We start from the raw sequence: 18,437 nt of genomic DNA on the forward strand, positions 1-18,437 counted from the left end.
GATAATGAAAGTTGACATCTTAGCAATTGGAGCGCATCCTGACGATGTTGAGTTAGGTTGTGGAGGAACACTAGCAAAACTGATTTCGGAAGGAAAAACAGTAGCTATAATCGATTTGACACAAGGTGAATTAGGAACTCGTGGTACTAACGAAACGCGCGCCGTGGAAGCTGCTGAAGCTGCAAAAATTTTGAAAGTATCATCAAGAGAAAATTTGAAGATGGAAGATGGTTTTTTAGAAAACTCTAAAGACTATCAAATGCGAATCGTTAAAATGATTAGAAAATACCAACCAGATATTGTTTTGGCTAATGCGATTGATGATCGTCATCCAGATCATGCAAAAGGCGCAAAGTTGGCTTCTGATGCTTGTTTTCTTTCGGGGCTTAGAAAAATCGAAACCGAATTAGACAATCAACCGCAAGAGGTTTGGCGACCTAAATTGATTTTGCATTACATCCAATGGAAGCATATTCAACCAGAATTTGTTATTGATATTTCTGACTTTTTAGATGTTAAAATTGCATCTTGTATGGCTTATAAAACGCAGTTTTATGATCCAACTTCTAACGAGCCTATGACGCCAATCGCGACAAAAGACTTTTTGGAGAGTTTAACTTACCGCGCGCAAGATCTTGGGCGTTTATCGGGAGTTGCTTATGCTGAGGGTTTTACGTCTGAAAAATTAATTGCTTTGAAAAATTTTGATAATTTTATTTGATAGTTAAAATTATTGTGCTATATTTGCACACGCAAAAACGGTGATTGTAGCTCAGTTGGTTAGAGCGTCGGATTGTGGTTCCGAAGGTCGTGGGTTCGAGACCCATCATTCACCCAAATTTAAAAAGCATTCTAATTTTAGGATGCTTTTTTTTTTTTGTCGATTAAGAGTTTTTTTGACTATTTACTTTCATTATTGTTAAACTTTTTTCAGTTGTAAAAATATTTGAGTTTTGATGATTTCAGTTCCTTCTTTTTATTTCTATATTTTTTCATAATTTGTAGTAGTTAGACGAGATGTTATTCTCAACTGCCTTTTGCGGTTTTAATCTTATGATGATTATGATAAAACTTGACAATATTAATTTTCTTTAATTATAGCACATTAATATTTTTAGCATTTAAATTCTATTAAAGTATAATAGGATGTGCTTATTTGTTGATTTTAAATATATGTTTAATTAATTTTGTTGTTTCTAATGTTTTCTTAATTTTAGAACAAAGGATTCTAAAATAATCTCGATACTTTATTGTTTTGATTTTCGCAGAAATATAAATGGTATTTAAAATATCTCGTTTATAATGATTTATGATTACTAATCGGATAAATTGTAAAAATATTTGTTTAAAGTTTTGCTTAATTAAATATTAAGTTATACATTTACCACGCCTTAGAAAAGCAGTAGTGCGAAGCAAAGGCAATAAATTTTTTTTCATCATTTGTGTTTTTAGAATCGTATCAGAGATACGATTCTTTTTTATGCCTCATAGTAGAGTAGAAGGTAGATAAAGTAGCTGTAGGTGACGCTTCCCTCTTGTCGATTCGTCTTTAAAAATAGATCATTAGTCCAGCTAAAAACATCACCTAATACACTTTCATTTTTTTTCCTAAAAGCGATTTCGTTGGCTCTGTCTCTCTTCATTTTTTGAGAATAGCTTTTTAAAATAAATTCCACCCACTTTGGGTCAGAAGCCTGAATGTTTGCCAGAATATTTTTCAAGGCAAAAAGGTTTGCAGAATATTCTAATTCTGGTTTTCCAGAACAAATGCAATTTAGAAATCCAATAAAACTAGCTTCCTGTTCTCTAGCATATCCCAACTGATGCGCCGCTTCATGGGATAATGTAAAAGCCTTGTTGCTATCGGGCAAAGTGGCATCATATTGTGCTTCTGCCGTAAAAGGATTGTAATATCCTAAAATGCCAGTTAAGCTCATTATTTCGCCAAATAAACTTGGCTTTATAGAAATAATATTTGTTGGTGTTTTGGTGTTGAATTTTGTTGGTATTTTGGCTTGCGTTAAAATGAGTTCGGATTTAATCTTATCAAGGTTTTCGATTTCATAAATGCCGTTTTTGTTTTCATTAAGATGTTCTCTGTTTTTAATACAAAGTTCTAAATATTTTAAAGATAAGGTTTTTAGTTTTTCGATTTGGATTTTATCGCTTGGAGTAACTTTAATAATCGGGTTTTGAAAATACATCATTCCCCAAAAAATTTGATAAACGAAGTAGATTATATTTAAGAATATTAAAACTTTTACTAGCTGAGATTTTATTCCTTTTTTAAAAATGAAATAAATAATAGTTGCAATCCACAATCCTAAAACCACATACAAAATATCACCAACTGAGAAACTGAGACTACTAAATAATTTTTGATGTCCCGCTTTTTGCCATTCATAAAATTTTGCAAAAAAAATGATTGCTAATGCCGATTTTGATAATAGGTAAAAAACAAAAATTTGGGCAAACCAAAGGCCTGCCCAAATTAATATTTTCTTTTTTTGAGACAGTTTAGTGTCCGCTACTTTCATTTGATTCTGTAAGTTCAACGCCTTGTTTCTTTAGTATTTTTGGTGTAATATAACCAAAAATTGCTAGATATAAAAAGCAAAGAGCAGGGATAATGTATGAGAAATGCGTGTAAGTCATTCCCATGATACCGCCATGTCCAGATGGACCATTGTCAATATCGCAAATTGCACCTTGTACTAATGGGATAATGCCGCCACCCAAAATCATCATGATAAGGAAAGATGATGCTTTACCAGTATTTTTGCCAAGTCCTGCAATCGCTAAATCGAAAATTGCTGGCCACATAATTGAACAGAAAAGTCCTCCAGAGATCAAGAAATATTTTGCAATATTTTTGTCGGGATAGAAAAGTCCACAAATCATCATAATAATACCTGCAATACCGAAAATCATAAGTGTTTTTCCTGCGTTTTTTCCACCAATAAAACTGATAAAAATAAATATTGCAATCCAAATAGGATAAATATAGAACGAAGTTACGTCTTTGCCACTCATGTTATTTGCGAAAATAATAATCCCAAATGCTATGAACGGAACAATGATCTTTAAAAGTAAATTAACTGCTTTTGAGGTGTTAAAAACGTTGATCCCGCCATTCCAACGTCCAATCATTAGACTTCCCCAATACAGAGAGACAAACGGCGCAATATTGTTTTCTAAAACACTTCCGAATTCGCGAGTATGCAGTAGGGCAGGTAGATTACTAATGATACTAACTTCCACCCCAACGTACAAAAAGATTGCAATCATACCCAAAACAAGTTGAGGATATTTTGTAATTCTGAATTTCTCCGAACCTTCGTCAATTAGCTTTTCTTCTTCTTTTGCAGGATCTTCAATTTTTGAAAATAAGATGAAAAATGCTACCAAAATAAATGCGATTCCTAAAATCACAAAAGGCATTTTAACCGTACTAAGTTTCCCTTTTACGAATTCTTTTGGATAAAGTGTGTTAGCTGCTTCTTTTTTGGTCTCATCAAGTTGTTTAGAATATTGATTAACAAGTTCGTCTGACATATTTTTGTTAACTTCTAGAGTCGCAAGTCCAGCATTTAATTTACTGATTTGATTATTGGCTTTGGCTTCAGTCGCTGTTTTTTCGGCGCTGTCAACATGAGAATCTTTTCCGAGATCAAGTATATTAGTTTCTAATTCAGTTTTTAGAGTTTTGTATTCATAAACTAAAGTTTCGGTTTTGCTAAGATTTGCAGGAAGAGGTTCGCTTTTATTGCCAGTTCCGAATAGTGCAATACCAACAATAATTGGTCCTATTGTCGTTCCTAGAGAGTTAATTCCGCCAGCTAAAGTCAAACGGTGCGCGCCAGTGCTTGCGCTTCCCATTTTAATCGCTAAAGGGTTGGCAACAATTTGCTGTACCGAAAATCCTAATCCAACAACAAACAAAGCCATTAAGAAAAACCAGAAATTGGCAGTTGATGCAGCTGGGAAAAACAAAAATGCGCCAATTGCGGAAATGCTCAATCCAACAGCAAGTGTTTTTTTGTAACCAAATTTTTGTAAAATATCACTTTTAAGGGAAATGATGAAAAATATTACGGATCCAACAAAATAGGCGGCGTAGAAGGCCCAAGCGACCAGTTGCGACTGTAATTGTGATAATACAAACCATTTTTTGAAAACGGGAATCAGAATGTCATTGCTCGCTGCTACAAATCCCCAGAAGAAGAATACAATAACCAAGGACAAAAACTGTCTCCACTTGGTTTGTTCGTTATGTTGACTCATTTAATAAAAATATGTTAAACAAATATAATTATTTATTAATAAGATAATACTTGTTTAAAACATTTTTAATTTTTTCATACACAACGGATTTTAATTCCGTCATTGATAAGTTGGGTTCGTAGATGCCATTAAAATAGGCTTTGGCGCATCCAGGATAACCTTTTTTATTGTTAAAAGGAAACATTTCTTTTAGGCCCACAAATGTGAAAGCCGCGATAGAAAACTTATGTTTTGTAGCTAAAATAAAAGCTCCATCTTTAAAATTATCCAAAATAATAGACGTGTCATCTGGCACACCACCTTCGGGGAAGATGACAATACTGCAACCTTCTTGCATTTTTTCGGCACAACGTCGATAGACATCAGCACGACTTCTGGCATTGCTTCGGTCAACCATTATACATGTTCTTTTATAAATGGTTCCGAAAATCGGAATCTTCACCAACTCTTTTTTACCAACGAAACAAAGCGGATGATTTGGTAACAAAATCAGCATCAACATAATATCCATGATCGAAGTATGATTGGATACAAATACATATTGTTGGTTTTTGTTGAGATTTTGCTTAGAAAGATTAATGCGTTTATAACGCATACCCATGCCGTAATACATGCAATATGCCCACATACGGATAAAGAAATAACAATATCTGTAATGACTTTTTCTAAAAGAAAGGATATAGACTGGGATTCCCCAAAGTATGGTGAATATAAGTCCGATGATTACCATCCAAACGCGCCAAAGTATATTAAGAATTGCTGCCATTTTAATTATCCATTAAAGATCACTTTCTTTTTGATGCTGTAGTTAAGTACAGAAACTGTTACAATTGCAGCGATTTTACTAATCATTTCTGGAGAGAAAGTGAAAATCTTGATGCTAAAATAACTCGTAAAGACGTAATGGAAAAATATTTGGAATAAGGTTAAACTTAATATAGTTGATATAAAAGAAACGATCATAAAGTACATAAACTCTCGACGTTTTGAGTGTTTTCCTCTTTCAAAAACAAACCAAATGCTCAAAAAATAATTAGTAATAATACCACAACAAGTTGATAAGATGTTACTCAAAGGATATTTTATGCCGTAAAGATTATATTCCCAAGTTGCAATTTTGGGGATGTTAACGCTAAATAATTTGAAGCTGCCGATTTCTACAATGGCGCTTAAACCTCCAGCGATGATAAAAAACAAAATCTGTTTTTGTTTTAAAAGTAAATCTTTCATTTGGTGCAAATTTAAACTTTTAATGTTAAAATATTAAAACAGTTTTTTTAAGATTATGAGAACCAAAAATTATGTATTTATCAGACTTTTATAAGATCTTATAAGCTTAAACCCAATAGAATTGCGGTAAAATAAACGAAAATGACGATGAAACCTAGAAATATTGAATGGTTTATTATTTATAAAAACATTAAAATATTTAAAATAATATTAAAAAATGTTATTTTATTTTGATATTAATTCTAAAAATGTATCTTTATTCTAAGAATAACGCATTTGAAGTGTGTGTGCTGTTTTCCACTTATTTGTATGTTGTTCTTCGATATTTTTAACACAATACAATAGAAATATATTATGAAAAAGCCTCCAAGTTATAGAAAATTTCAGCCTCAGTTGAAAAAAATTGAGGAGCTTGAAAAGAATAATTCGACTTTCAAAAGAATCTATTCTGAGTACGAACTAATGTCCGACGAACTGTGGGAGATAGAAAATGACGAGAAAAATTCGGTGCCGGACGATTTTATTAATGCTATACAATTGCAAACCGAATATCTCGAAGAAGAGATTAATAATTGGCTGACGAATATCACGCCAAGAGATAATGACGCCTAATATATTATTTACAGAATAATTTCCTACTTTTACAGGCCTAATTTATTTATAAAATATATGATTGCAATTGTAGATGGAGGTTCTACTAAATGCGATTGGGTTATCCTAGAACATGATGGTAAAGAGGTCTTTAAAACAGAAACCATCGGTTTTAATCCCAATATTATCTCACCAGAACTTATTGCGCCCGAAGTCGAAAATAACAAAGCCTTGATGTCTGTTGCTAGCGATATCAAACATGTATTTTTTTATGGCTCTGGTTGTGGCTTGCAAAAAAATAGAGAAATTGTCCAAAAAGAATTTATTAAAGTTTTCAAAAATGCTTACGTAACAGCAAAGGAAGATCTTGTAGCAGCAGCTTATGCAGCATATCGAGGTTATCCTGAGATTGTATGTATTCTGGGGACAGGTTCTAATTCTTGTTATTTTGATGGAGAAAAACTAAGGACAGAATTGCCGTCCTTGGGCTTCTTAATAGGAGACGAAGGTAGCGGCAGCTCACTTGGGAAGCAACTCGTGCGTCATTTTTTTATGAAAAAATTACCACCAGATTTACACAATCAGTTTGCGGAAATCTATCAACTTAACATCGAAGATTTGTTACAGAATATGTATCACAATCCTCGTGTTAATGCTTATTTTGCAGATTTTACAAGATTTATTGTTGATCGCAAAACGCATCCATATTTTCAACAATTTGTATATAAAGAACTTAGAAACTTTTTAGAATTTCAGGTTCTTCCTTATAAAGAATGTCGCAGTAGCGAACTCAACTTCATCGGATCGATCGCTTATTTTTTCGAAGATATTTTGAGAGCTGTTGCAGCAGAATTTCATTTCACGGTGGGTGATATCGTACAACGACCAATAGAAAGTCTTGTTAACTACCACCGCGACTATATTTTACCAAAACTTTTACCCTAAGTTTTGCGTTTATCAATTATTGTAGAAGGGAATTTTTTAATTAATTAAAAAAATTAGTATGCCGAAACAAAATCAAAAAGATTTAAATGCTTTTAACAAAGCTGCTTTAGATTATCATAAAGCCGAACCAAAAGGAAAAATCGAAGTTGTACCATCTAAGCCGCACTCGTCTCAAAGAGATTTGAGTTTGGCGTATTCGCCAGGTGTTGCTGTGCCTTGTATGGAAATCCACAACAATCCGCAGACTGTCTATGATTACACTGCGAAAGGAAATTTGGTCGCAGTTATTTCTAACGGAACTGCAGTTCTTGGACTTGGCGACATTGGTGCGGAAGCATCAAAACCAGTTATGGAAGGTAAAGGTCTTCTTTTCAAAATATTTGCAGACATCAATGTTTTCGATATTGAGATTGACGAAAAAGATCCAGATAAATTCATTGAAATTGTAAAAGGAATTGCGCCAACTTTCGGTGGAATTAACTTAGAAGATATTAAAGCGCCAGAAGCTTTCTATATCGAACAAAGATTAAAGGAAGAGCTTAATATTCCTTTGATGCACGACGATCAACATGGTACGGCGATTATTTCTGCGGCGGCATTAATCAACGCTTTAGAAATTGCAGATAAAAAAATTGATGAAGTTAAAGTTGTTGTTAATGGCGCAGGTGCCGCGGCAATCGCCTGTACTAAATTATATATCGCATTGGGACTTTCTAAAGAAAATGTCTTGATGTGTGACTCAAAAGGTGTTATCAATCATAAAAGAACAAACCTAACACCAGAAAAAATCGATTTCATTGCAGAAACTGATATTGAAACGTTGGAAGATGCTCTAAAAGGAGCTGATGTTTTTGTTGGTTTATCAAAAGGAAATGTGATGTCGCCAGAGATGTTGTTAAGCATGGCAGACAATCCAATTGTTTTTGCATTGGCAAATCCAGATCCAGAAATCGATTACAACTTAGCGGTTGAGACCAGAAAAGATGTTATTCTGGCTACAGGACGAAGCGATTTTCCTAATCAGGTGAATAATGTTTTGGGCTTCCCATATATTTTCCGTGGTGCGTTGGATGTACAAGCAACAGGCATTAACGAAGCGATGAAGTTGGCGGCGGTTCGTGCTTTGGCGGCATTAGCGAAGGAGCAAGTTCCTGAGGTTGTGAAGTTGGCTTATAATATTAAGCAATTGCATTTTGGAAGAGACTATTTTATTCCGAAACCTTTTGATAGTCGTCTTTTGACAAGAGTTTCTATGGCAGTTGCAAAAGCAGCGATGGAAAGCGGTATTGCGAAAAGTCCAATTACGGATTTTGAAGAATACGAAAATAATTTGCTAGATCGTATGGGACGTGACGAGCGTCTAATCCGTATGATGCAGAGTCGCGCAAAGTCTAATCCGATGCGTGTAACTTTGGGTAATGCTGAAGAATATAATGTTTTGAAAGCTGCTCAAATTCTTTTGGAAGAAGGTATTGCAAAACCAATTTTGTTGGGTGAGAAGAAATTCATCAAACAACAAATGGAAAAATATAACATCAATATCGATGTGCCGATTGTTGATCCGATGGATGATGATCAGGAAGAAAATCGTGTTAAATATCGCGAGACACTTTGGAAACTTCGTCAACGTAAAGGGATGAATGAGTATAAAGCGAAACTTTTTGTGCGCCAAAGAGATTATTTTGGACCTTTGATGTTGAAACATGGTGATACAGATGCGTTGATTGTTGGCTTTTCTAAAAATTATTCTTCGGTTTTAAAACCAATTTTAGAAGTTGTCGAAAAAGAAAAAGGCGTTGACAAAGTGGCTGCGATGATGATGATTTTAACAGAGAAAAAACCAATTTTCTTTGCTGATACGTCAATTAATCAAAATCCTACTGCTGAAGATTTGGTGAATATTGCTAAAATGTCAGAAATGACGGTTAAGACTTTTGCTATTGAACCAAGAATTGCAATGTTGTCGTTTGAGAATTTTGCAGCAATTTCTGAAACTTCGAAAAAAGTGGCAAAAGCGGTTTCTATTCTGCATGAGAAATTCCCGAAAATGATTGTTGATGGCGAGATACAACCAGATTTCGCAATGAATAGTGATCATTTAAGCGATTATCCTTTCTCAAAATTGGGTGCAGAACCAGCAAATGTTTTTGTATTTCCAAACTTAGAAAGCGCGAATTTATCATATAAAATTATTCGTGGGATGAAGATGGCGCAAGTTGTAGGTCCAATTTTAATGGGACTAAAACAGCCAGTGCATGTACTACAAATGCGCTCTAGCGTTGACGAAATTGTGAATTTGGCGACAATTGCAGTTTTAGATGCACAAAGAAGACAAGTGAAATAAGAATTAATTATTTTCAAAAAATAGATAAAGCGGGACTTCGGTTTCGCTTTTTTTATTAAGAATTTTTATCAATTTTAACAAGATTTTTTAATTCTCGTTTCGAATTAATATATTAGCAAATTGTTAATTAGATTATGATTTATTCATTAAAAGGAATAGTGGAGGAGTTAACGCCGACTTATGCCGTAATAGACGTCAATGGCGTTGGTTATTATGTTGGTATTAGCTTACAAACTTCGCAAATGTTGAAGCTTGGTACACACCACAAACTTTATATACAACAGATTATTCGAGAAGATGCCCATTTGCTGTTTGGCTTTAACACACTTTTGGAAAAAGAAATGTTCAATCTCTTAATTAGTGTTAATGGTGTAGGTGCAATTTCGGCACTTATCCTTTTGTCATCGTTGACCTTAGAAGAGACTGCTTCTGCAATCCAAAATGGACAAAGCATTGTTTTACAAAAAGTGAAAGGCATCGGTACCAAAACTGCCGAACGTATTATCGTCGATCTTAAAGATAAGGTAGCCAAATTTGGGCTTTCGTCAGAAAATATTTCTCAATTCGTAGATAATAAAGTTAAAGATGAGGCGTTAACTGCTTTAGAGGTTTTAGGTATTTCTAAAAAAATGTCGGAGAAGATTGCGGATCGTATTCAGAAGAAAAATCCAGAAGTTTCTGTGGAAGATTTGGTAAAAGAAATTTTAAAAAACATTTAACATTTTTTGTGTTTTAGATAATACAGATGTAAAAAGAGAAGATAGTGAGGAGAGAGTTTTACTTTAAAAAGATTTTTGCATTATTGTTGGTTTTAGTTGGATGCATACAAGCAATTGCACAAGAAAAACCGAATGATAGTGTCAATATCAAAAATCATTTCAATTTAGCAAGTCCTATTCGATACGAGGCATTTTACGATGTCAAAGAAGGGATTTATTATTTGTATCCAAAGATTGGGAATACTACGGTTGGTAATCCGTTGGTGATGACTTTTGATCAATATCGTAACTATATGTTGCAGAATCAATTGAAGTCTTATTTTCAAGAAAAATCGGATAACAACAATTTAGCAAACCGAAAAGATCAAGCTGATGCTAAGAAGAAAGGTCTTTTGCCAAGCATCACAATCCGAAATAAAATTTTTGAAAACATTTTTGGAAGTAATAAAATTGAATTAATTCCTCAAGGTTATGCGTCTTTTGATTTGGGTGTTCTTTTGCAAAAGATTGAAAATCCGCTGATCTTACCACAAAACCGAAACAATTTCACGATTAACATTCAACAAAGAATGCAGTTGGGCTTGACGGGGAAAGTTGGTGAGAATTTGCAGTTAAAAGCCAATTACGATACCCAAAGTGGTTTTGCTTTCGAGAATAGAATGAACTTGATGTGGCAAGCAAAAGGATCGTGGAAGGATTTACAATCTAAAGGTCTCGATGACAAAACGACGGGTGGCGAAGATAAAGTCATCAAAAAAGTCGAGTTTGGTAATGTTAGTATGCCGCTTTCTACCAGTTTGATTCGTGGGGCGCAATCGCTTTTCGGTCTTAAGACGGATTTCCAGTTGGGTAAGACCACGGGTACTTTTGTGTTTTCGCAACAACAAGGTGAAGCTCGTAATATCGTTGTACAAGGTGGTGGCGCGATTAGCACTTTTAAAGTTAATGCTTATGATTATGAAGATAATCAACACTACTTTTTAGGACATTACTTCTATGAGAACTATGATAAAACTTTACAAAGCTACCCGACACTTAGTACAAGAATTAACGTAACAAGACTCGAAGTTTGGGTTTTAGATCAAGGTTCTGCTAATCTTCAGGATCAAAAAAGTATTATTGGTATCCGCGATTTGGGCGATGGTGCAGATGCCTATCCGAGTAATACGCAAAATGGTTTGTACAATGCTGTTACAGGTTTAGGCGCAGGTTTGCGAGATGTTGGTACCGCATATAATACTATTAATGGACAGAACTTACCTAATGCGCAAGGTGGTACAGAACCTTATATTGATGGCGAGCAATTTATTTTTAATAGAAAAGCAAAGCGACTTAATCCCGGTGAGTACAAATTCAATCCACAATTAGGTTATATTTCCCTTAACCAAAGATTAAATGATAACCAATTCTTAGCAGTTTCATACTCATATACAATTGCAGGATCGGATCAAGTGTATAAAGTCGGAGAATTTTCGGAAGAAAGTTCGGTTCTTGTAACTAAAATGTTGAAGTCAAACACCATGGTGAAAACAACGTCGCCAATGTGGGATTTGATGATGAAAAACATTTATCCGATGAATGCTAACCAAATTCAGCAAGAAAATTTCTTATTGAATGTCTACTATCGTGATAATTCTTCTGGAGGTAAGGTTAACTATTTGCCAGGTATCACAACGCCAGATAACAACTTATTGAAAACCGTGAACTGGGATCGATTAAATCTAAACAATGACGTCCAAGCAGAAAATGGTGTTTTTGGTGATGGTATTTTTGACTTTGTGCCAGGTCTTACGATTGAACCTGAGCAAGGAAAATTGATTTTCACTAAAGTACAGCCTTTTGGTAAGACAATGTCGGATCTTATAGAAAGTCTTCCTAATAGTAATAGTATTGATGCTAAACAATATGTTTATACTGACCTATATACCAAATTAAAAGAAACTGCCAAGCAAAGCAACTTAGCGCAACGATATACAATTGAAGGACGCTACAAAGGAGCACAAGGTCAAGGGATCTCGATGGGTGCTATTAACGTACCACAAGGATCGGTACGTGTTACAGCTAACGGCGTACAATTGACGGAAGGTGTAGACTATACGGTTGACTATATGTTGGGTACTGTAACGATTATTAACGAACAAGTTAAGCAATCAGGACAAGCCATCAACATTTCTATGGAAAACCAGATGACGTTTAATACCCAAAGAAAACGTTTCTTAGGATTAAATTTAGAACGTCGTTTTAATGATCATTTGACTGTTGGTGCAACCGTTGTTAACTATGCAGAAAGACCTTTAACTCAAAAAGTGAACTTTGGTCAAGAAGCTGTTAATAACACGATGGCAGGTTTCAATATTTTGTATAATAACGAACTTCCTTTCCTAACAAGATTAACGGATAAAATTCCATTTATCAATACAGAAGCGCCTTCTAATTTAAACTTTAAAGCAGAAGCAGCTTATTTAATTCCAGGTCAGAATAAAGGAACTAACGACCAATCTTATATTGATGATTTTGAACAAACAACTTCAAAAATTTCATTAAAAGAGCCAAGTTTGTGGAGCATCGCTTCTAAACCAGAACTTAATAAAACAGATCCAATTTTTGCAAATGCAGGATTGAACGATGATACACAAAATGGTTATGGTAGAGGTCTGACATCTTGGTATAACATTGACCCGAGATTCTACGGAGTTGGTGGTAAAGCGCCAAACGGTATTAATGCACAAGTCTTATCAAATCACCGTTCGCGTCGTGTTATGATGTCCGAATTGTACAACGAAAGAGATTTTGTAGCTGGAGAACAAACCATGTTGACAACTTTTGACGTGAGTTTTTACCCAAGTCAAAGAGGTCCTTATAATGTTAATCCATTAGATGAAGCAGCTAACCAACGTTGGGGAGGTCTAATGAGATCAATCGGTGTATCTAATTTTGTTAATTCGAATATCGAATATGTTGAGTTTTGGATGATGGATCCTTATGCGGATGGTAATAATCTAGGAAATGATCCAAAACTATTATTACAATTGGGTAACGTATCAGAAGATGTCCTTAAAGATGGTAAACTTCTTTACGAAAACGGAATGCCAACAACTTCTAACCCAACGCAGACAACAAGCTCTGGCTGGGGAAGTCAACCAACGCAATTCCCGATTCTATATGCTTTCTCGACAGAAGGTGATGAGAGAACGCAACAAGATTTAGGTTACGACGGTCTTAATGATGAAGCTGAATCTTCGAAGTTTGGCGTGTCATTTAATAACCCAGTGACTAATGAGTTGGATCCAGCATCGGATAACTTTGTATTCTACATGTCGGATAAATTCCAAGGGACATTGGCTTCTTCTCTTATTGATCGTTATCGTTATTTCCGTAACCCACAAGGTAACTCACAAGCTAATACTTTAGAAGTTGCTACGCAGTTACCAGATGCAGAAGATGTTAATAGAGATTATAACTTAGATCAAAGTGAAGATTACAACCAATACACAATTGACTTAGCAAAAGACAAATTAGTTCTTGATGGGACAAACAAAATTGTTGACATCAAAGAAGTAAATGTTAAGTTTGAAAATGGTCAAAATTCTAAAGTTAAATGGTATTTGTTCAGAATTCCGGTTTCTCAATATGATGATAAGTCTTTAGGAGGAAATGCTGACGCTGCAATTCTTAATAACGTGAGATTTGCCAGAATGATCCTTAAAGGTTTTGAACAAACTTCTACTTTAAGATTTGGTACGTTTGATTTAGTAAGATCAGATTGGAGAAAATATACAAATAGATTAGCTTATAACAATCCTGCAGACGATCTTAATGAAGGACAATCGATTACTAATATTAGTAAGTTCGATGTAGGAAGCGTGAACTTAGAAGAAAATGCTTTAGGAAAACCACCTTATGTATTGCCTCCAGGTATCGATAGACAAGTATTAAGTGGTAACGCTGGTGCGCAAAGACAAAATGAATCTTCGCTTTATATGAAGGTTAATAATTTAGGAAAAGAAGCAAGAGGTGTATTCAAAAATACAAATCTTGATATGCGTCGCTACAAAAAGTTAGAATTGTTTGTACACGCCGAAGATCTTAAAAATGTGATGAATACAAGCGTTGATCCTGATGCTAAATTCTTCATTCGTTTTGGATCAGATGCTACGGATAACTATTATGAGTACGAAGCTTCATTAAAATATACGGCGCAAAATGCAACGTCGCCATTAGATATTTGGCCAACCGAAAACCAAGTTAATCTAGCGATTGAAGAATTTGTTAATGCGAAAATGAAGCGTGACGAGCTGGTGAAAGATAATGCGCCAGGAATCAAACTCGACACACGTTACGAATATCCAGACTATAAACCAGATGGCGATAACAAAAAAATCTTTATTAAAGGTCGTCCGAGTTTAGGGAACGTAACTAATATTTTAATTGGTGTTAGAAATAACAATGGCGCAGGATCTAACAGAGGAATGATGGCTGGGCAACAAAAAGATTTAATACTTTGGGTTAACGAGATTCGCCTTTCCGAAATTGAAAATAAAGGTGGTTATGCAGGTAACGCTTCCCTTAACTTTAACTTAGGAGACTTTGCTTTAGTTAATGCTAATGCAGCTTATTCATCAGTTGGATTTGGAGCAATTGACCAAAAACCTTCAGAAAGAGCGCAGTCATCTAACTCGACATTTAGTATTAATACAACAGTTAATGTGGACAAATTCCTTCCTGAGAAAGTTGGTATGAAGATTCCGCTTAACTACTCGTATACGCAAACCATCGAAGATCCTAAATATAATCCGCTTGATAATGATGTGGAGTTGACGAAATCGCCTAACGAAGAAGATCTTAAAAAAGTGGTTAGAACATACAGTCAGCAACGTAGCATCGGTGTGGTTAACATGCGTAAAGAACGTATGAATCCTAACAAAAAACCAAAATTCTATGATGTAGAAAACTTGTCTTTAACAACGATTTATAACGATGATTACTTCCGTGACATCTATACAAAACGTAATTACAGACAATACTTAAAAGGATCGATTGAGTATAATTATAACTTCAAACCGTTTGTCTTACGTCCATTTAACAAAATGATTAGCGATACGGCGAAGTCTTACAAATATTTGAGATGGATAAAAGAAGTTAACTTCAATCCTGTACCGACGAGATTGTCTTTCAGAACAATGTTGGACAGAAATTATAACGAATTAGAATTTAGAAATATTGATGCATTAATAAATGGAAATATTGATAATGCTAATACGATTCGTAACCGCACATTCTACTTCGGATGGCAGTATAGTTTAGGATTTAATTTCACAAAATCTTTAAAAATGGAAATTAACTCTGAAACCAGAACGCTTAATGATAATCTCTCAGTGTATGATATGAATACAAGCAGTATTTTCGGAAATCCTTTCAGAGCGGGACGTCCAGTACAGTATAATCATAGAGTACAACTTAATTATCGTTTGCCGTTTGAGTATTTACCGTACTTGGATTTCATTAATGCAGAATTAGGTTACAGCTTCCAGTATAATTGGAATGCAAGATCATCGGCACTTCGTAATTTCCAAAATCCTGAAACAGGTGCTATCGAAAGTCTTGGTAATGTTGGTCAAAACACGAATACGATTTTGGCGACATCGACTGTTGATGTACCGAAGTTTTTAGGTAAGTTTAAATACTTCCAAAAGATATCGGAAACGATGTCTAAGAGAAAGCAAGAGATTGACTCACTTAACAATGTGTATTCTCAGAACTTCTTGAAGAAAGGTAAAAAGAAAGAATTCAAAGCTTATAAGTTTAAGAATAAGTTGTCACCTTTCCAAGCGGTTGCTTATGCATTAACATCGATCAAGCAGTTGGATGTTAATTATAATGAGAACAATGGTATTGTGTTACCAGGTCTATTGTCAGCACCTAACTTCTATGGTGTTGGACAAACACTTGGTGGACCAACTATTGGATTCTTGTTAGGATCTCAGGCGGATATACGTCGTCTTGCCATCGAAAGATCTTGGATTTCGAGATCAGACTATATGACCGATGCTTATACGGAGATGACGACGCGTAACCTGACTGCTAACCTACAGGTGATGCCAGTTAATGATTTCAGAATCGATTTCAATGTGTTGCAAAACTACTCGCGTAACTTTATGCAGACCGGTTTTAATGTCAATCCAGATCCTGCTTTCTCATTTGGTTCAGAGATGATAACACACTCAAGTACGGCTTGGACATTTGGTACAGCCTTTACAGATGGCGCAGCACTTTATGATAAGATTAAAGAAAATGCGAGACTCATTTCTCAAGAATTAGGAGGCGCCGCAACGGCTACAGGTTATGCAGATGGTTATGACATTTCTAATGCCTATGTATTAATTCCGGCTTTCAAAGCCGCAGTAGAAGGTAAGTCACCGAAACAATTAGGTAGCGTAAGAAAATCTGGCTTCCCACTTCCTAACTGGAAATTAACTTACAGCGGACTTAAGAACCTTCCGATTGTTAATAGTCAATTCTCGAAGTTTGATGTGTTACACAGTTATTCATCAACTTATACGATGGCAGGTGTACAGTCAAATATCGATTACTTTAACAGAAAATCAGCTGGCGAAAGAGATGTTAATGGCAATTATATTAATCCGTATACTTTCTCACAAGTAGGATATGTTGAGTCTTTCTCTCCGCTTATCGGTATTGATGTCACGATGCGTAACAATATGCAGTTCCGTGCATCGTATAACAGAGACAGAGCTTATATGTTAGGATTGATCAATCATACCCTGACCGAAGATATGGGAACGGAGTACGTTGTTGGTTACGGTTATATTCTTAAAGATCTAAAACTAAAAATCAACTTCAAAGGAAGACCTCGAGATATTAAGAGTGATCTTAACATAAGAGCAGATTTAGCTTTAAGAGATAATAAAACAAGAATCACAAATATTTTAATTGACGATTCTCAAGTAACGGGAGGACAAAAGTTATTGACATTAAAATTATCAGCAGATTATAATATGTCACAAAACTTTAACCTGAAATTCTTCTACGACCAAATGGTTACAAAGTATAAGATTTCAACAGCCTTCCCGCTGTCAACAGTTAGAGCAGGGCTTACCGCAACATTTACATTTGGTGGAGCAGGAGGAGGCTTCTAATGATAAATTAAAATCATAAAAAACGCATTAGTATTTCTAATGCGTTTTTTATGAATATTAAAGATGAGGTAACTATTATTTAGATTACTTATATTTTTAAAATTAAGTTGTGGTATATCGAAAATCTAATTAAATTTGTATCAAACAATAAATCGTAATGAATACACCAGCAGAACTAAAGTACACGAAAGACCACGAGTGGGTAAAATTTGAAGATAATGTAGCAACAATCGGAATTACAGATTTTGCACAAAGCGAATTAGGAGACATCGTATTTGTAGATGTAGACACAGTAGATGATGACTTAGCTGCAGGTGACGTATTCGGAAGCGTAGAAGCTGTAAAAACAGTTTCTGATCTATTCTTACCAGTTGACGGTACAGTTATCGAGTTCAACGAAAAATTAGAAGACGAGCCAGAATTGCTTAACTCAGATCCATACGGAGATGGTTGGATCATCAAGTTACAACTAAAAGATGGAGCAGATCTTTCTTCATTATTATCAGCAGAAGATTATCAATCAATCGTTGGATAAATATCGCAACATATTTAAAAAATATATAATGCCCATTTATTGGGCATTTCTTACGTATATGCTACTTCGGCCAGGCATCGAAAACAAAGAGTATTCATTCATGTTTCCTGGCATCGATAAGGTTTTACATTTTAGCATTTTTGGATTTTTAGGCTTTTGCATTTTGGCTTCCTTTCCAAATATCAAAAAATCGACTTACCTACTAATAGGTTTAAGCTACGCATTACTCACCGAAATCTTACAAGAATTTATGGGCTTCGGTCGATCGCTAGAGATTTTAGATCTGTTTGCAGATATGGCAGGTTTCAGTTTAGCCATTTTCGTTTACAACCAAATTTCCAAACGACTTCCTTAATTTTTATTTTTTCTATTTCGGGCAATCCTCGCGCCTTTCTGAAGTCCTTGCTAGCTCGGTCGGGCTGTCCGCTGTATCTTGTGAGCTTCGCTCGGACGTCTATGTTACGCTGCTCCTTCGTCGCGTCGTAACACCGCCGCCTTGCTCCGCTCCAAGGATGCCGCTTCCATCCCTATTGCAGATTCGGGATAATTATTGAATTACGATTTTCAATTTTAGATTTCCGATTTTTAATTTAGAATTATGAATTATGAATTATGAATTATGAATTATGAAT

The 18,437-nt window shown here is 35.0% G+C and carries 12 protein-coding genes and 1 tRNA gene; 9 read left to right on the forward strand and 4 right to left on the reverse strand.

From position 1 onward, the window contains the following. Nucleotides 1-4 precede the first annotated feature (4 nt). Both bshB1 and AC23MB_RS11420 read left to right on the forward strand, forming a co-directional pair. The gene (bshB1, locus tag AC23MB_RS11415; RefSeq protein WP_312324436.1) at nucleotides 5-721 is read left to right on the forward strand and encodes a bacillithiol biosynthesis deacetylase BshB1; all 717 of its coding nucleotides are present in this window, start codon (nucleotides 5-7) and stop codon (nucleotides 719-721) included. A 39-nt stretch (nucleotides 722-760) separates the two neighbouring features. Beyond that, nucleotides 761-836: transfer RNA gene (locus AC23MB_RS11420), tRNA-His, on the forward strand. Between the two features lie 642 nt (nucleotides 837-1,478). Here AC23MB_RS11420 and AC23MB_RS11425 read toward each other — a convergent pair. From AC23MB_RS11425 to AC23MB_RS11440, 4 genes are read right to left on the reverse strand one after another with little or no spacing between them, the layout of a single operon-like run. Next, complete coding sequence (locus AC23MB_RS11425; RefSeq protein ID WP_487787303.1) at nucleotides 1,479-2,537, reverse strand: DUF3810 domain-containing protein; 1,059 nt, start codon at nucleotides 2,535-2,537, stop codon at nucleotides 1,479-1,481. Continuing rightward, nucleotides 2,518-4,284: an MFS transporter gene (locus AC23MB_RS11430; RefSeq protein WP_487787304.1), complete on the reverse strand. Its 1,767-nt coding sequence runs from the start codon at nucleotides 4,282-4,284 to the stop codon at nucleotides 2,518-2,520. Before AC23MB_RS11430 ends, AC23MB_RS11425 begins: the two co-directional genes overlap by 20 nt. Nucleotides 4,285-4,312: 28 nt before the next feature. Beyond that, nucleotides 4,313-5,050, reverse strand: a complete 738-nt coding sequence (locus tag AC23MB_RS11435) for a lysophospholipid acyltransferase family protein (RefSeq protein WP_487787305.1) — start codon at nucleotides 5,048-5,050, stop codon at nucleotides 4,313-4,315. A gap of 5 nt (nucleotides 5,051-5,055) precedes the next feature. Beyond that, nucleotides 5,056-5,514, reverse strand: a complete 459-nt coding sequence (locus tag AC23MB_RS11440; protein ID WP_487787306.1) for a GtrA family protein — start codon at nucleotides 5,512-5,514, stop codon at nucleotides 5,056-5,058. 354 nt (nucleotides 5,515-5,868) lie between these two features. Here AC23MB_RS11440 and AC23MB_RS11445 point away from each other — a divergent pair, with 354 nt between their 5' ends. The 7 genes from AC23MB_RS11445 (at nucleotide 5,869) to AC23MB_RS11475 (ending at nucleotide 18,160) form a co-directional block, all read left to right on the forward strand. Continuing rightward, nucleotides 5,869-6,126 (forward strand): hypothetical protein, encoded by a 258-nt coding sequence (locus tag AC23MB_RS11445; RefSeq protein WP_312323093.1) that lies wholly within the window; start codon nucleotides 5,869-5,871, stop codon nucleotides 6,124-6,126. Nucleotides 6,127-6,183: 57 nt separating this feature from the next. Then, nucleotides 6,184-7,050: a BadF/BadG/BcrA/BcrD ATPase family protein gene (locus AC23MB_RS11450; protein WP_312323092.1), complete on the forward strand. Its 867-nt coding sequence runs from the start codon at nucleotides 6,184-6,186 to the stop codon at nucleotides 7,048-7,050. A 58-nt stretch (nucleotides 7,051-7,108) separates the two neighbouring features. Continuing rightward, nucleotides 7,109-9,394 carry an NADP-dependent malic enzyme gene (locus AC23MB_RS11455; protein WP_313215799.1) on the forward strand — a complete coding sequence of 762 codons (2,286 nt, stop codon included), beginning with the start codon at nucleotides 7,109-7,111 and terminating at the stop codon, nucleotides 9,392-9,394. Between the two features lie 134 nt (nucleotides 9,395-9,528). Beyond that, a complete protein-coding gene (ruvA, locus tag AC23MB_RS11460; RefSeq protein WP_487787307.1) occupies nucleotides 9,529-10,113 on the forward strand; it encodes a Holliday junction branch migration protein RuvA in 585 nt (194 codons plus the stop codon). 83 nt (nucleotides 10,114-10,196) lie between these two features. Beyond that, on the forward strand, nucleotides 10,197-17,270 hold the full coding sequence (gene sov, locus AC23MB_RS11465; protein WP_487787308.1) for a T9SS outer membrane translocon Sov/SprA: 7,074 nt from the start codon (nucleotides 10,197-10,199) through the stop codon (nucleotides 17,268-17,270). Between the two features lie 157 nt (nucleotides 17,271-17,427). After that, nucleotides 17,428-17,805, forward strand: coding sequence for a glycine cleavage system protein GcvH (gene gcvH, locus AC23MB_RS11470; protein WP_313029897.1), 378 nt, complete (start codon nucleotides 17,428-17,430; stop codon nucleotides 17,803-17,805). Between the two features lie 28 nt (nucleotides 17,806-17,833). After that, on the forward strand, nucleotides 17,834-18,160 hold the full coding sequence (locus AC23MB_RS11475) for a VanZ family protein (RefSeq protein WP_312324034.1): 327 nt from the start codon (nucleotides 17,834-17,836) through the stop codon (nucleotides 18,158-18,160). Nucleotides 18,161-18,437 lie beyond the last annotated feature (277 nt).

It is taken from the genome of Soonwooa sp. T0.1_25, from assembly GCF_057652215.1.

Coding starts and splice junctions, on each gene's coding strand:
- AC23MB_RS11440 (WP_487787306.1), bottom strand. CDS start 5,514: ATGAAAGATTTACTTTTAAAACAAAAACAGATTTTGTTTTTTATCATC.
- AC23MB_RS11425 (WP_487787303.1), bottom strand. CDS start 2,537: ATGAAAGTAGCGGACACTAAACTGTCTCAAAAAAAGAAAATATTAATT.
- bshB1 (WP_312324436.1), top strand. CDS start 5: ATGAAAGTTGACATCTTAGCAATTGGAGCGCATCCTGACGATGTTGAG.
- AC23MB_RS11430 (WP_487787304.1), bottom strand. CDS start 4,284: ATGAGTCAACATAACGAACAAACCAAGTGGAGACAGTTTTTGTCCTTG.
- AC23MB_RS11455 (WP_313215799.1), top strand. CDS start 7,109: ATGCCGAAACAAAATCAAAAAGATTTAAATGCTTTTAACAAAGCTGCT.
- AC23MB_RS11435 (WP_487787305.1), bottom strand. CDS start 5,050: ATGGCAGCAATTCTTAATATACTTTGGCGCGTTTGGATGGTAATCATC.
- ruvA (WP_487787307.1), top strand. CDS start 9,529: ATGATTTATTCATTAAAAGGAATAGTGGAGGAGTTAACGCCGACTTAT.
- AC23MB_RS11445 (WP_312323093.1), top strand. CDS start 5,869: ATGAAAAAGCCTCCAAGTTATAGAAAATTTCAGCCTCAGTTGAAAAAA.
- AC23MB_RS11450 (WP_312323092.1), top strand. CDS start 6,184: ATGATTGCAATTGTAGATGGAGGTTCTACTAAATGCGATTGGGTTATC.
- AC23MB_RS11475 (WP_312324034.1), top strand. CDS start 17,834: ATGCCCATTTATTGGGCATTTCTTACGTATATGCTACTTCGGCCAGGC.
- gcvH (WP_313029897.1), top strand. CDS start 17,428: ATGAATACACCAGCAGAACTAAAGTACACGAAAGACCACGAGTGGGTA.